We start from the raw sequence: 14,821 nt of genomic DNA, 5'->3' as shown, positions 1-14,821 counted from the left end.
CTCAGCGCGCCGATTCCGAAACTTCGGCCTCAGTGGCCTCATCTGCCGCCGCTGCCTCGGTGGCCTCATCCGTGTCAGCATCGGTCTCGTCGGCGTCGTCGGTCTCATCGGTTCCGGCGCCATCGTACGGCCAGTGGGCGCGCCACTCTTTGTCACTCACCTGTCCGAGGGAGGTGGCGTCGAGTTCCTCCGGCACATCGTCACCGCGGCGACTGACGGCGATCGCGCGCTCGGCCTGGCGCACCGTTGCCATGAACTTCAGCACAGCCGACCGCACCGTGTTCTCGGCATCGCTGCCTACCGACACGGTCACCGACGTGATGGCCGCCGGGATAAGGTCCGCGGGCAGCCCCGCGGCGGTGACTCGTTCAATCACCTTCTGCGCCAATGCCAGAGCGGGCGCAGCCGTCGGCACATCATCCATCGTGGAGTTGCGTGACTTCTCGAGCGCCTTGCGCTCCTCCCACTGTGCCAGTTGTTCATCCAGCGAGATCGGCTGACCGGCGAGCACCGCGGGTACCCGATTGCCAAGCTTGCGCACCAGCGAATCCGCGACGTCGTCGATGCCGAAGGGATTCTGGGGTGCATCTTCGGCTATGCGTGCGTGAAAGAGCACCTGCAGCAACACATCTCCGAGTTCCTCACGCAGGGCGTCGGCGTCGCCGTTGTGCACCGCGTCGAAAACCTCATAGGTCTCCTCGAGCAGATAACGTCGAAGCGAGTCGTGTGTCTGCTCGCTTTCCCACGGCCCGGAGATGCGCAACTTGTCCATCATCGAGACGGCATCGACCAGGCGCTCCCCCGGCGCGGATCCGGGCGCGGAGACCAGCTTGTCTCCGGCGGCCAGCCGGGCCTTGACCGCGGGGTGGTCCGGGTCCGATGACAGGAGCACAGGGGCATCGTCACCGTCATAGGCGGGCCGCGCCGCGGGCAACGACCACGGCACCTTGATCGGCATCTCCTCGGTGTACTGGACGTCACCGGCAAGCAGATCGATCGCGTCGACGGGAATAAGGGACGGGCGGCGGGGGTCGACCAAAACGACGGTCATCGGGCTACACCCCCTCACGCGTTTTGATGAGACCGCTGATCTCTCGGTTATACCAACTTTGTCAGAGGCCGACGCGCTGGTGAGAACCGGCAACGCGCCGGCTTGCCGTTCGGCCGGTCTGTGTCACGTCCGGGCGGCCGGAATTGTCGTAGGTGGCTGCGATGATGCGGTTATGTCCTCGAGCGCCGCTTCTGATGTGATGGCGATGATGCCGCGTGATCGTCTTGACGCGCTGTTTGGGGAATTGGAGGAGTTGTCGGGGCAGCGCAACGCCATTGATGGGCGCATTGTGCAGATCGCGGCCGAACTCGATCGTGACAACTTGTGGGGGATGACCGGGGCGCGCTCGGTCAAGGCGTCGGTGGGCTGGAAGCTGGGCATGGCAGAGGCGAGCGCCAAGTCCGTGGCCGCGATCGCCGATCGGTTCGAGGAGTTGCCGCGCTGCACTGCTGAGATGGCTGAGGGCCGGTTGTCGCTGGATCAGGTCGGGTTGATCGCCCAACACGCCGGTAGGGGATCGGATGAGCATTACGCGGCGTTGGCGTGGGTGGCCACGGTCAGTCAGTTGCGCAAAGCGATCAGCCTTGATCCGCGCCCCAAGCCCCCGACGGCAGCACCGCAGCGTTCGCTGACCAAAATCACCGGCGACGGTTTCTCGACGTATCGGATCACGCTGCCCAGTATCGAGGCGGCCAAGTTCGACGCCGCGTTGCAGTCGCATCATGAGGCGAGGATCAGCGAGCGTAAACGCGAGCACGGACCCGACGACAATGATCGTGAGCGCCATGTGCCCGGCTGCGGGGCCACCCGCGGCCTGCACGCCCATCACATTCGGCACCGGGAGGACGGTGGGCCCACCGACCTGGACAATCTGGTGCTGGTGTGCCCATATCACCATCGCCTGCATCACCGCGGCCAGATCACCATCACCGGACCGGCCGACCAACTTAGCGTCACCGACGCCGACGGCGAACCGCTCAACCCCGGATCGTTGGCCCGTCCACCGACCAAAACCCCACCGGACGTCGCACCCCGGCACGGACCCCTCGGCGAACGCGCTGACTGGCGGTGGTACGACCCCTTCGAACCACAACCACCACCACCCAACTAGCGCATCACTCAAATCTGTTGGCACATCGAAGAACTCGTTGACACCAGCCGATGTGACCGCGTCGTGAGAATCGATACCGGCAACCACGCTCGCACCTGCGCCGAATTTCGCGAGATCCCCGCCGGCAGTGCGCATCAACTTGAGTCAAAGTCGTCCGGGCGAATCGGCAATGCCCCGGCTTGCCGTCACGGTTCGTCCCGAACGAGGATGGCCGCCCTGCCCGAAGGCAGAGCGGCCATCGCGTCACATTCCGGTGTCACATTCGGTGACTCAGGACTCCGGCTCGATCGGACCGTCGGGGATCACCCAGTGGCCCGGCTTCTCATCGAAGAACGGGTTGACGACCCCGTTCACCTCGGGCAGCTTCTTCAGTTGCCCGGGCGGGATCCCGTAGAACGGGTTCGGAACGCCGTTGATGAACGCCGAATTCTTGAGCTGTCCCGGCGGGATGTGGCCGTTCGGCAGCTTGAAGTAGTTGTCGACCTCAGGGAACTGCACGGTCGGCACGTCGACGTCGGGAAGATTGACATCCGGCACGTTCACATCGGGAACGTTCACGTTCGGCACGTTCACATCGGGAACGTTCACGTTCGGCACGTTCACATCGGGAACGTTCACGTTCGGCACGTTCACATCGGGAACGTTCACGTTCGGCACGTTCACATCGGGAACGTTCACGTTCGGCACGTTCACATCGGGGATGTGCACGTTCGGAACCGGCACCGGGGGCGGCTTGGGCACGTCGGGCTGGGCCTGCGCCAAACCCGCGAGACCCAGGGCGCCGAGCCCGAGTACGCCGGTCATTGTGGTCGTTGCTGCGAATTTCTTGAAATTCATCGATACTCCTTCGCCTTGCGTCAGCGCGACGTGCACCCACCAGCTCGGTGGCACTCGCGTGATGTTCGGTTTAGGAAATTGCTTAACCGCCGATGTCAGGCGGTCGACGCCCTCGGTTTGGACGACAACGCAACACCTTGACCCCCAACGTGTATGTCGTGTCGACACACCGCCGCGTTATCAGCGTCGCCCGGATCGGTCCCAGCCGAACACAGCGAAACCGCGTGTCACCAGGCCATCAGGCGGAAGAATTGCGGCTCGAAATTACGTCGACACTGCCCTGGGGTTTTCCGTCCAGCGCCAGGATCAGGTCGGCGACCAGCTGCACCAGTTCCAGATCGCGGATGCGCGGCGCGCCGATCCCGTCGCCGGCACGCGGAATCGGCACCTGCACGGTCGAGGTGGTGGCCCGATAGTTGGCGCTCGGGTACATCCGCTTGAGCCGAAGCTGCGCAGAGTCCATCAGCTGCAGCGGGGACAGCCGCACCGTCGCCTCCGACACCGCACTGACCTCGGTGACGCCGTAGGCCTTCAGCAACAACCGCAAACGCGCGACGGCCACCAGGCGCCGCGCGGGTTCGGGCAGCGGCCCGTACCGGTCGACGAGTTCCTCGACGACGGAGTCCACGGCGTCCTGATCGGCCGCCGACGCCAGCCTGCGGTAGCCCTCCAGGCGCAGCCGGTCGCTGCCGATGTAGTCCGGCGGCAGGTGCGCGTCGACGGGCAGATCGATCCGGACGTCTTTCGGTTCTTCCGGTGCCACAACGGTTTTGCCGTCCGCGGCCGCGCGGTAGGCCTCGACCGCCTCGCCGACCAGGCGCACGTAGAGGTCGAAGCCGACGCCGGCGACGTGACCGGACTGCTCGGCGCCCAGCACGTTGCCCGCGCCGCGGATCTCCAGGTCTTTGAGCGCCACGGCCATCCCCGCACCCAGTTCGTTGTTCTGCGCGATGGTGGCGAGCCGGTCGTAGGCCGTCTCGGTGAGCGGAACCTCCGGCGGGTACAGGAAATACGCGTAGCCGCGTTCGCGACTGCGCCCGACGCGGCCCCTGAGTTGATGCAGCTGCGACAAGCCGAAGGTGTCGGCGCGCTCGACGATCAACGTATTGGCGTTGGAGATGTCCAGGCCGGTCTCGACGATCGTCGTGCAGACCAGGATGTCGTACTCGCGGTTCCAGAATCCCTCGACGGTGCGCTCGAGTTGTTCCTCGGGCATCTGGCCGTGCGCGACGACGACACGCGCCTCGGGCACCAGTGCGGCCACCCGCGCCGCGGCCTGGTCGATCGACCTGACCCGGTTGTGGATATAGAACGCCTGCCCGTCGCGCAGCAGTTCACGGCGCAGCGCCGCGGCGATCTGCTTGTCGTCGTGGGGTCCGACGTAGGTCAGCACCGGGTAGCGCTCCTCGGGCGGGGTCAGGATCGTGGACATCTCCCGGATGCCCGCCAGGCTCATCTCCAAGGTGCGCGGGATCGGGGTCGCGCTCATGGTCAGCACGTCGACGTGGGTGCGCATCGACTTGATGTGCTCCTTGTGCTCGACGCCGAAGCGCTGCTCCTCGTCGACAACGACCAGACCGAGATCCTTCCAGGTCACCCCCGTCTGCAGCAGCCGGTGTGTGCCGATCACGATGTCGACGCTGCCGTCCTTCATGCCATCGAGCACCGCACGGGACTCGGCGGGGTCGGTGAAGCGGGACAACCCCTTCACGGTGACGGGAAACCCGGCCATCCGCTCCGAGAAGGTCTGCAGATGCTGATCGGCCAGCAGGGTCGTCGGCACCAGTACCGCGACCTGCTTGCCGTCCTGCACCGCCTTGAAGGCCGCCCGCACGGCGATCTCGGTTTTGCCATAGCCGACGTCGCCGCAGATCACTCTGTCCATTGGAATGGGCTTTTCCATGTCCGCCTTGACCTCGGTGATCGCGGTCAGCTGGTCGACGGTCTCGGTGAACCCGAACGCATCCTCCATCTCCGCCTGCCACGGGGTGTCCGGGCCGAAGCCGTGACCGGGTGAGGCCTGCCGCTTGGCGTATAGCGACACCAATTCGGCGGCGATCTCACGGACAGCGCGGCGCGCCTTGGTCTTCGTGTTCGTCCAGTCGCTGCCGCCGAGCCGAGACAGTGACGGCGACTCCCCGCCGACGTAGCGGGACAGCTGGTCCAGCGAATCCATCGGCACGTAGAGCTTGTCGGTCCCGCCACCGCGTTTGGAGGAGGCGTACTCCAACACCAGGTATTCCCGGCGCGCACCGCCCACCACGCGCTCGGTCATCTCGACGAACCGGCCGATGCCGTGCTGGTCGTGCACGACCAGGTCGCCGGCGCTGAGCGCCAGCGGGTCAACCACGTTGCGCCGCTTGGCGGCCAGCCGCTTGCCTTCGGTCGCGGCGGCCCGGTTGCCGGTGAGATCGGTCTCGGTGATCACCACGAGGTTCGCACCCGGGATCACCACGCCGTCGTGCAGCGGACCCTTGAGCACGCCGACGACGCCTTCCTTGAGTGCGACATCGGGCTCCAAAAGCCCTGCGGGAACGTCCGATTCGGCGAGCTGCTCGACGACGCGCTGCGCGGTGCCCGCGCCCGGGGTGACGACAGCCGCATAGCCGCCGGTCGCGACGTGGGCGCGCAGCATCGCGAAGATCTCGTCGATGTTGGCTTGCGATCCGCGGGCGGACGGCGCGGGCCGGATGTCGACCTCGAAACCGGCCTCGTCGGACAGTTGGGACAGCGTCCACCACGGGTGGTCGCCCGCGCGGGCCGCGGCGCGTGCGTCGTCGAGTTCGACGAACCCCGAGGCGCCCAGCGCTTCGAGGTCGATCGGCGCGCCACCGCCCACGGCGGCCGTCGACCAGGACGCCTCCAGGAACTCGCGCCCGGTCTTGATCAGGTCGGCCGCCCGGGTGCGCACCTTCTCCGGATCGCAGATCAACAGCGGCGTGCCCGCGGGCAGAACGTCCGACAACGTCGACAACTCGGTGTTACGCAGCAGCGGCAGCAGCGCCTCCATACCGTCGACCGGAATGCCCTCGGAGAGCTTGGCCAACATGTCGGGCACGCTGCCGGGCAGCGTGTTCTCCTGCACGGGATGTTCGCGGGCGAGTTCGACGGCACGCTCGCGCACATCCTTGGTCAGCAGCACCTCGCGGCATGGCACGGCGATGAGGGTCTCGACGTCGATCTCGGGGATCGACCGCTGGTCGGCGACCGCGAACATGCGCATCTCGGACACCTCGTCGCCCCAGAACTCGACGCGCACCGGATGCTCGTACGTCGGCGGGAAGAGGTCGAGGATGCCGCCGCGCACGGCGAACTCGCCGCGTTTGCCGACCATGTCGACGCGGGTGTAGGCGAGTTCGACCAACCGCGCGATCAGGCCGTCGAAATCCGCCTCGCCGCCTTCGGTCAACGTCACCGGTTTGACGTCGGCGACGTCGGGGGCCATCGGCTGCAGCAGCGACCTGGCGGTGGTCACCACCACCCGCGGTGGCGGGCCCAGACGCGCATCGTCTGGATGAGTCAGCCTGCGCAACAACAAGAGCCGCGCACCGACGGTGTCGACACCCGGCGACAGCCGTTCGTGCGGCAGTGTCTCCCACGACGGGAACATCGCGACGGCGTCGCCGAACACGCCGCGGAGTTCGGCGGTCAGATCGTCGGCCTCCCGCCCGGTCGCGGTGACCACGACCAGCGGAGCCGTCTGCGCGAGCGCCGACGCGACGAATACCCTGGCGCTCGCCGGGCCGATGATGGCGAGATCGGCGGGCTTGTCGGCGGCACGGCGCGAGATCTCGGCGAGGGAGGGTTCTCGTAGCGCAAGCTCGGCAAGCCCGGCGATCGGGGTTGGGACAGAACGGGTCCCCGATGCGGTCATGATGCTTCCATCCTAAGTGGAGCGGCGAACTGCATGCGTGCGCTGCCCAGACCGACGTTATGGCGGGAAGGCGCCGGCGAAATCGACCAAAACGTCGGTCTCGGCGAGAGGCGGCGCTATTCGTCGAGCAGCACCGGGTCGTTCTCGAGGTGCATCAGCCCGTTCCAGCACAGGTTGACCAGATGAGCGGCCACCACTTCCTTCTTGGGCTCGCGGACGTCGAGCCACCACTGCGCGGTCATCGACACCGAGCCGACCAACGCCTGGGCGTACAGCGGTGCCATTTCGGGATCGAGCCCCCGACGGGAGAAGTCGCCGGCCAGGATCGAGGACACCTGGTTGACCGCCTCGTTGAGCAGCGTCGAATAGGTGCTGCCGGAGGTGATCGACGCCGGAGAGTCGCGGATCAGGATGCGGAACCCGTCGGTGCGCTCGTCGACGTAGGTCAGCAGGGCGAGCGCGACCCGTTCGATGCGCAGCCGGGACCGGTTGTTGGTCATCCGCGTCAGCGACGAGGTGATCCCGTCGAGCAGTGCCGACATCTCGCGGTCGACGACCACCGCGTACAGGCCTTCTTTGCCGCCGAAATGCTCGTAGACGACGGGCTTGGACACGTTGGCACGCTGAGCGATCTCCTCGATCGAGGTGCCCTCGTAGCCGCGCTCGGCGAACAGCGACCGCGCGACGTCGATGAGCTGGTGGCGCCGCTCGGCGCCGGTCATCCGCGCCCGCGGTGCCCGGACCTCCTTGTCGGGTGCTGCCACGCCTATCAGGTTAGATGCAGTCGACTAGCATCACGAGTTGATCGATCCGTCGTGGTGTAATCGGCAGCACCTCTGATTTTGGTTCAGATAGTTCAGGTTCGAGTCCTGGCGACGGAGCGGATTGAGCGGCGAGCGACCGCGAAATGAGACGGTGAAGCGGTGTGTCGCCGGACAGACACGGTCTCTCGCGGGGAAGGGCTCGCGGGGAAGGGGAGGGGAAACCCTAATGACCCACGGGCCCACGGCATCGGCGGTCGTCGTCCTCGCGGCCGGTGCGGGAACACGGATGCGGTCCGACACCCCGAAGGTGCTGCACACACTGGCCGGACGCAGCATGCTCGCGCACGCACTGCACGCGGTGGCCGAGGTGGCGCCCGAGCACCTGGTGGTCGTGGTCGGAAAGGATCGCGAGCGGGTGATGCCGGCGATCGAACGGCTGGCCGCAGAGCTCGGCCGCGGCATCGACACCGCGGTACAGGAGCAGCAGCTGGGCACCGGGCACGCCGTGGAGTGCGGGCTGTCGGCGCTCCCGGCCGAATTCGCCGGCACGGTGGTGGTGACCTCGGGTGACGTGCCCCTGCTGGACGCCGAAACGCTGGCCGACCTGACCAGCACGCACAACGCGCGGCCCACCGCGGCGACCGTGCTGACCACCACGCTCGTCGACCCGACCGGATACGGGCGAATTCTGCGCACCGCCGACGGTGAGGTGACCGGCATCGTCGAGCAGGCCGACGCCAGCCCGGCACAGCGGGCCATCGCCGAGGTCAACGCCGGGGTGTATGCGTTCGACGTCACCGCGCTGCGGTCCGCGTTGGGCCGGCTGCGATCGGACAACGCACAGCAGGAGCGGTACCTGACCGACGTCATCTCGATCGTCCGCTCCGACGGCCATGTCGTGCGGGCCAAGCATGTCGACGACTCCACCCTGGTCGCGGGGGTCAACGATCGCGTGCAGTTGGCCGAGCTCGGCGCCGAGCTCAACCGGCGCATCGTCGCCGCGCATCAGCGGGCAGGGGTGACGGTCGTCGACCCCGCCACCACGTGGATCGACGTCGACGTGACCATCGGCCGTGACGCCGTCGTGCAGCCGGGCACCCAACTGCTCGCCGGCACCCGGATCGGCGATCGCTGCCAGATCGGCCCCGACACCACGTTGACCGATGTCACGGTCGGCGAGGCGGCCAGCGTGATCCGTACGCACGGCAGCTCGTCGACGATCGGTGCCGGAGCGGCGGTCGGGCCGTTCGCCTACCTGCGGCCGGGCACCGTCTTGGGCGCCGACGGCAAGCTCGGCGCGTTCGTCGAAACCAAGAACGCGACGCTCGGCGCCGGGACCAAGGTGCCGCACCTGACCTACGTCGGCGACGCCGACATCGGCGAACACAGCAACATCGGCGCGTCGAGCGTGTTTGTCAACTACGACGGCGAGACCAAGAGTCGCACCACGATCGGCTCGCACGTGCGCACCGGATCGGACACCATGTTCGTCGCCCCGGTCACGATCGGCGACGGCGCCTACACCGGCGCGGGAACCGTCGTGCGCGACGACGTCCCGCCCGGCGCCCTGGCGGTGTCCGGCGGTACACAGCGCAACATCGAGGGTTGGGTGGAGCGCAAACGCCCGGGGTCCAAGGCCGCCGAAGCCGCACGCAAGGCCCGCGAACACGAGAACCGGGACGACGCCGACAAGTCGTGAGCCAGTTGCCGGACGTTGGCGATCCGGCAACCCGTACGATTAGGCAGTATCGATCCCCCGACCTTGAGGGCGCACTGTGGGCACCGAGTGGACCGACAACCGCAAAAACCTGATGTTGTTCTCGGGTCGGGCACACCCCGAACTCGCTGAACAGGTCGCCAAGGAACTCGACGTACCCGTGACGGCGCAGACCGCACGCGACTTCGCCAACGGCGAGATCTTCGTCCGGTTCGACGAGTCGGTCCGCGGCTGCGACGCCTTCGTACTGCAGAGCCATCCGGCACCGCTGAACAAGCACCTGATGGAACAGCTGATCATGATCGACGCGCTTAAACGGGGCAGCGCCAAGCGCATCACCGCGATTCTGCCGTTCTATCCCTATGCACGGCAGGACAAGAAGCACCGGGGACGTGAACCGATCTCGGCACGGCTGGTCGCTGATCTGCTCAAGACCGCCGGCGCCGACCGGATCGTCACCGTCGACCTGCACACCGACCAGATCCAGGGCTTCTTCGACGGGCCGGTCGACCACATGCGGGCGCAGAAGCTGCTGACCGGATACATCGCCGAGAACTACGCCGACCACGACATGGTGGTCGTGTCCCCGGACTCCGGGCGGGTTCGCGTCGCCGAGAAGTGGGCGGACTCGCTGGGCGGCGTTCCGCTCGCGTTCATCCACAAGACCCGCGACCCGCTGAAGCCCAACGAGGTGGTGTCCAACCGGGTCGTGGGTGAGGTGAGCGGCAAGACGTGTGTGTTGACCGACGACATGATCGACACCGGCGGCACGATCGCCGGGGCGGTCAAGCTCCTCAAACAGGACGGCGCGGGTGACGTGATCATCGCGGCGACGCACGGCGTGCTGTCCGATCCCGCGCGCGACCGGCTGACCGAGTCCGGGGCCTGCGAGGTGATTGTCACCAACACGCTGCCGATCGGCGAGGACAAGCGCTTCGCGCAGTTGACCGTGCTGTCGATCGCACCGTTGCTGGCCAACACGATCCGCGCCGTGTTCGACAACGGTTCGGTCACCAGCCTGTTCGACGGGTCGGCGTAAGTGTCTGAATCCGATGGGCGCCCCGCCGCCGTCATCTACCACAATCCGAAGTGCTCGACCTCGCGCAAGACTTTGGACCTGTTGCGGGAGAACGGAATCGAGCCCGAAGTCGTGCAGTACCTCAAGACGCCGCCGACGCGCGCCGAGTTGGAGAAGATGATTTCCGACGCCGGCATCGATGTCCGAACGGCGGTACGCAAGCGGGAGCCCCTCTACGCCGAGTTGGGTCTCGACGGCGCCGGCGATGACGAACTTCTCGACGCGATGGCCGCCAACCCGATCCTGATCGAGCGGCCGTTCGTCGTCACGCCGAAAGGCACCCGGCTGGCCCGGCCGATCGACGCGGTGCGCGAAATTCTGTGAGCCGCCGGGGCTTTGCGCTTCTCACCGGTGCGGTCGCGGTCGTCGCTGCAGCCGGCTGCGGCACGGAACCTCCCGACTACCAGTCGGTGTGGTCGACGTCGTCGGCGCCGACGTCCACCACCGAGGCGGACGACAAGCCGGTGCCGATCGCGGCGTTCCTGGAGCAGGCCGGCGTCACCGGCGATCCCGTTTTCCCCGAGAAGCTCACCGATCTGACGGTCTCGTATCCGACGCCACAGGGGTGGGCGCCGTACTTCAACACGAACTTCGCGCCCGGCACCAGGGTGATCGCCAAGGGCGAGACGTACCCGATCGCGATGCTCGTGGTGATGAAGCTGACCGGTGACTTCGATCCCGAAGAGGCCATCAAGCACGGGTACGTCGACGCCGAGACGTCGCAGAACTTCAAGCGGCTCAACGCCTCAATGGATGACTTCAAGGGTTTTCCGTCAGCGATGATCGAGGGCAGTTACGACCTGAACGGCGCCCGGATGCACAGCTACAACCGCATCGTGATCGCGACCGGCGCACCGCCCGCCAAGCAGCGCTATCTCGTCCAGTTCACGGTGACCGGGTATGCGGAAAAGGCCGTCGAAGAGGCCCCGGACATCGAAAAGATCATCGGCGGGTTCAACGTCGCGGTACCGAAGTAGCTGTTTGGTGCCGCGAAACGGTATTCCAGCAGCGAAAGTTCGAGTGGAGGCCTGCTGGAATACCGTTTCGCGAGATTCTGGCTAGGGTCGCCAGCCGCGCGAGACCAGCGCGTCCCAGGCCCGGCTGACCAGGTACTGAGGATGGTCTTCCTTGATCGCACGTTGAACGATCCAGCCGAGCCGTTCGATCTTCGGAATGACCCGCTGATCCTTCACGTACTGGGCGCGGGAGGTTCGGTGCTGATCACCGTCGTACTCCGCGACCACCTTGAAGTCCTCCCAACCCATGTCGACAGTTCGAAGGAGGTTCCCGCACTCGTCGAGGATGGGTATTTGGGTGGTCGGCTTCGGGAGTCCGGCGTCGATGAAGAGCAGCCGCAACCATGTCTCGCGCGGCGACGCTGCCCCACCGTCGACCAGAGGCAGCGCATCCCTCAGTCGCTTGACTCCCCGCGTCCCCCGATACCGCTTGGCCAGGAGCAGTACGTCCTCCATCGAAGATGGGCAGGCTCGCATGAGGGCGTCGAGCCGGGCGATTGCCTGCCCTCGAGGTAAGTGTCGACCGAGATCGAAGGCGGTACGCGCGGGAGTGGCGATGAATAGTCCGTTCCGCCAAGCGTACTCATCGCTCACTATGCGTTCGTTACGTGCGATGATCCCTCTCGGTGGACGGTTGCAGTCGTAGACCATCTCGATCGCTGTGTTCGCGTCGACCCAGTCCGCGCCGTGAAGTGCCGAGGCCGCGATGCCGGTGAGGATACCGCCGCGTTTCGACCACAAGTACGCCGCAGTGGCCCGGTCGTGAAGCGTCAACTCCTGTCCGCGCAACGCATGAACGTCCGGATAGACCGGCCGGTACCAGCGGGCCAGTTCATGTCGCGTGACGACGCCGTTCGCGACGGCCTCTGACCCGATAAGTATCTCCCCCATGGCCAGATCTTGATGGCCTGCACCGACAAGTTCGCGAAATGGCGTTCCAGCAGGAAAAGGTCGAGTGGAGGCCTGCTGGAATACCATTTCGCGCGTCCTCACTAGGGTGAACGCCATGAGCGACTGGACCGCCGCGGATCTTCCCTCCTTCACCGGACGCACCGTCGTCGTCACCGGCGCCAACAGCGGCCTGGGCCTGGTCACGGCGCGTGAACTCGCCGGCGCCGGCGCCAAGGTCGTCCTCGCCGTGCGCAATACCGCTAAGGGCGACGAGGCCGCGGCGGCGATCAGCGCCGCCAACTCCGGGCAAGTCGAGGTCCGCAAGCTCGACCTGCAGGATCTGGCGTCGGTGCGCGCCTTCGCCGACAGCGTCGACGCGGTCGACGTGCTGGTCAACAACGCCGGCATCATGGCCGTGCCGTACGCGTTGACTGTCGACGGGTTCGAGAGCCAGATCGGCACCAACCACCTCGGTCACTTCGCGCTGACAAATCTGCTGCTGCCCAAGATCAGCGACCGGGTCGTGACCGTGTCATCGATAATGCACTTCTTCGGCTGGATCAGCCTCAAAGACCTCAACTGGAAGGCGCGGCCGTATCTGGCGTGGCCGGCCTACGGCCAGTCGAAGTTGGCGAACCTGCTGTTCACCAAGGATCTGCAGCGTCGCCTCACCGAGGCCGGGTCACCGGTCAGGGCGATCACCGCGCATCCCGGTTACTCCGCGACCAACCTGCAGGGGCAGACCGGTAATCGGTTCGGCACGCGGTTCTGGCTCGCGAGTAACCGACTGTTCGCCACCAATGTCGAATTCGGTGCCCGCCAGACCCTGTACGCGGTGGCGAAAGACCTGCCGGGCGACACCTTCGTCGGCCCACGGTTCGCCAGCCGCGGTCCCACCGGGCCCACTTCGGTGCGCAGCCCGCTGGCGAGAGACGCGCAGATGGCGACGGCGCTGTGGGAGCTCTCCGAGCAGCTCACCGACACCAAGTTCCCGCTCTGATTTGGGGCTGAGCAGCGTTTTCCGCTAACCTGGCCGGTGATCACGGCGAGGGTGGCGAAAATATCGGGAGCCACCGTTATCGACGCGAACCCCTGGTGGTTGAGCCCTGGCCGTGCCGAGTACACGACAGGAGCACCCACCTCATGGCGAAGAACGCCCCCAACAACCTGACCGCCGAGGTCCGCACCGAGACCGGCAAGGGCGCATCGCGCCGGGCCCGCCGCAACGGCAAGGTGCCCGCGGTCCTCTACGGCCACGGCAGCGACCCGCAGCACCTCGAACTCGACGGTCATGACTTCGCCGCCGTGCTTCGGAACTCGGGCACCAACGCGGTGCTCACGCTCGACATCGGCGGCAAGGAACAGCTCGCGCTGACCAAGGCGCTCGACATCCACCCGATCCGTCGCACCATCACGCACGCCGACCTGCTGGTCGTCCGCCGGGGCGAGAAGGTGGTCGTCGAGGTCAACGTCGTCATCGAGGGTGATGCCGAACCCGGCACCCTGGTGACGCAGGAGACCAACACGATCGAGGTCGAAGCCGACGTGCAGTCGATCCCCGAGAACATCGCCGTCTCCGTCGAAGGCGTCGAGGCCGGCACGCAGTTCACGGCCGGCGCACTTGCGCTGCCGTCGGGGGTCACGTTGGTGACCGACCCGGAGGCGCTGGTGGTCAACGTCGTCGTCGCGCCGACGGCCGAGGAACTCGAGGCCGAGGGCGCGGGTGCAGCCGAGGAGGAGGCCGTCGAAGCGGCCGAACCCGCCGCCGAGGAAGCCGAAGCGGCCGAAGCGGCACCCGCCGAAGAGTCCGAGTAACCCAGTATGGCCGAACCACTTCTTGTGGTCGGCCTGGGCAACCCGGGGCCGCAGTACGCCACCACGCGGCACAACCTCGGGTTCCTCGTCGCCGACATCCTCGCCGACCGCATGGGTTCGGGGTTCAAGGTGCACAAGAAGTCCGGCGCCGAGGTGGTCACCGGCCGTCTCGCCGGACGCCCGGTGGTGCTGGCCAAGCCGCGCACCTACATGAACGAGTCGGGTCGCCAGGTCGCTCCGCTGGCCAAGTTCTACTCGGTGTCGCCCGCCGACATCGTCGTGATCCATGACGAGCTCGACATCGACTTCGGCCGGATCCGGCTGAAGTTCGGTGGCGGAGTGGCGGGGCACAACGGCCTGCGGTCGGTCGGTGCGTCGTTGGGCAGCAACGATTTTCAGCGGGTCCGCATCGGCATCGGCCGCCCGCCCGGCCGGACCGACGGGGCGAAGTACGTGTTGAGCACGTTCACATCCGCCGAGTGGAAGGACGTTCCGACGATCTGCGAGCAGGCCGCCGACGCCACCGAAATTCTTGTGGCGCAAGGTTTGGAGCCCGCGCAGAACATCGTCCACGCCTGGGCCTAGCCGGAATCGCCCCCGACTCGGCCGCGGAGTCGGCGCAGGGGGGACGATTGGGCCCTTCTGGCGGACTAAAGTCCCTATTTCG

Annotated in this window: 13 protein-coding genes and 1 tRNA gene; 9 read left to right on the top strand and 5 right to left on the bottom strand. The window is 66.6% G+C overall.

Features of this window, described 5'->3' with window-relative positions; all coding sequences use genetic code 11:
* Position 1: 1 nt before the first annotated feature.
* Positions 2-1,051 (bottom strand): nucleoside triphosphate pyrophosphohydrolase, encoded by a 1,050-nt coding sequence (locus tag QGN32_RS17035; RefSeq protein ID WP_326545489.1) that lies wholly within the window; start codon positions 1,049-1,051, stop codon positions 2-4.
* 172 nt (positions 1,052-1,223) lie between these two features.
* On the opposite strand from QGN32_RS17035, the gene QGN32_RS17030 reads away from it, so the two are divergent.
* Positions 1,224-2,162, top strand: coding sequence for an HNH endonuclease signature motif containing protein (locus tag QGN32_RS17030; RefSeq protein ID WP_326545488.1), 939 nt, complete (start codon positions 1,224-1,226; stop codon positions 2,160-2,162).
* A gap of 270 nt (positions 2,163-2,432) precedes the next feature.
* Here the strand turns inward: QGN32_RS17030 and QGN32_RS17025 are convergent, their stop codons facing one another.
* The 3 genes from QGN32_RS17025 to QGN32_RS17015 all read right to left on the bottom strand — a co-directional run bounded on the left by QGN32_RS17025 (position 2,433) and on the right by QGN32_RS17015 (position 7,595).
* Positions 2,433-2,999, bottom strand: coding sequence for a hypothetical protein (locus QGN32_RS17025; protein WP_326545487.1), 567 nt, complete (start codon positions 2,997-2,999; stop codon positions 2,433-2,435).
* Between the two features lie 238 nt (positions 3,000-3,237).
* The gene (gene mfd / locus QGN32_RS17020) at positions 3,238-6,873 is read right to left on the bottom strand and encodes a transcription-repair coupling factor (RefSeq protein WP_326545486.1); all 3,636 of its coding nucleotides are present in this window, start codon (positions 6,871-6,873) and stop codon (positions 3,238-3,240) included.
* Positions 6,874-6,989: 116 nt separating this feature from the next.
* Positions 6,990-7,595: a TetR/AcrR family transcriptional regulator gene (locus QGN32_RS17015; protein WP_326549119.1), complete on the bottom strand. Its 606-nt coding sequence runs from the start codon at positions 7,593-7,595 to the stop codon at positions 6,990-6,992.
* 87 nt (positions 7,596-7,682) lie between these two features.
* On the opposite strand from QGN32_RS17015, the gene QGN32_RS17010 reads away from it, so the two are divergent.
* From QGN32_RS17010 to QGN32_RS16990, 5 genes are all read left to right on the top strand, one after another.
* Positions 7,683-7,754: transfer RNA gene (locus QGN32_RS17010), tRNA-Gln, on the top strand.
* A 109-nt stretch (positions 7,755-7,863) separates the two neighbouring features.
* Positions 7,864-9,336 carry a bifunctional UDP-N-acetylglucosamine diphosphorylase/glucosamine-1-phosphate N-acetyltransferase GlmU gene (gene glmU, locus QGN32_RS17005; protein ID WP_326545485.1) on the top strand — a complete coding sequence of 491 codons (1,473 nt, stop codon included), beginning with the start codon at positions 7,864-7,866 and terminating at the stop codon, positions 9,334-9,336.
* Between the two features lie 76 nt (positions 9,337-9,412).
* Positions 9,413-10,393, top strand: a complete 981-nt coding sequence (locus QGN32_RS17000) for a ribose-phosphate diphosphokinase (protein WP_326545484.1) — start codon at positions 9,413-9,415, stop codon at positions 10,391-10,393.
* On the top strand, positions 10,394-10,756 hold the full coding sequence (gene arsC / locus QGN32_RS16995) for an arsenate reductase (glutaredoxin) (RefSeq protein WP_326545483.1): 363 nt from the start codon (positions 10,394-10,396) through the stop codon (positions 10,754-10,756).
* Positions 10,753-11,409, top strand: coding sequence for an LpqN/LpqT family lipoprotein (locus QGN32_RS16990; RefSeq protein ID WP_326545482.1), 657 nt, complete (start codon positions 10,753-10,755; stop codon positions 11,407-11,409). The genes arsC and QGN32_RS16990 overlap by 4 nt, the downstream gene beginning before the upstream one ends.
* Before the next feature lie 81 nt (positions 11,410-11,490).
* On the opposite strand, the gene QGN32_RS16985 is transcribed toward QGN32_RS16990, so the two are convergent.
* The gene (locus tag QGN32_RS16985) at positions 11,491-12,339 is read right to left on the bottom strand and encodes a type IV toxin-antitoxin system AbiEi family antitoxin (protein WP_326545481.1); all 849 of its coding nucleotides are present in this window, start codon (positions 12,337-12,339) and stop codon (positions 11,491-11,493) included.
* 115 nt (positions 12,340-12,454) lie between these two features.
* On the opposite strand from QGN32_RS16985, the gene QGN32_RS16980 reads away from it, so the two are divergent.
* From QGN32_RS16980 to pth, 3 genes are all read left to right on the top strand, one after another.
* Positions 12,455-13,339, top strand: coding sequence for an oxidoreductase (locus QGN32_RS16980; protein WP_326545480.1), 885 nt, complete (start codon positions 12,455-12,457; stop codon positions 13,337-13,339).
* A 143-nt stretch (positions 13,340-13,482) separates the two neighbouring features.
* On the top strand, positions 13,483-14,154 hold the full coding sequence (locus QGN32_RS16975) for a 50S ribosomal protein L25/general stress protein Ctc (protein WP_326545479.1): 672 nt from the start codon (positions 13,483-13,485) through the stop codon (positions 14,152-14,154).
* Between the two features lie 6 nt (positions 14,155-14,160).
* Entirely contained in the window at positions 14,161-14,739 is a 579-nt protein-coding gene (gene pth / locus QGN32_RS16970; protein ID WP_326545478.1) for an aminoacyl-tRNA hydrolase, read from the top strand.
* Positions 14,740-14,821: the final 82 nt, after the last annotated feature.

Source organism: Mycolicibacterium sp. ND9-15 (assembly GCF_035918395.1).
Classification (GTDB): domain Bacteria; phylum Actinomycetota; class Actinomycetes; order Mycobacteriales; family Mycobacteriaceae; genus Mycobacterium.
The sequence above is the reverse complement of the archived record's forward strand: the minus strand, read 5'-3'. Positions and strand labels throughout refer to the sequence as shown.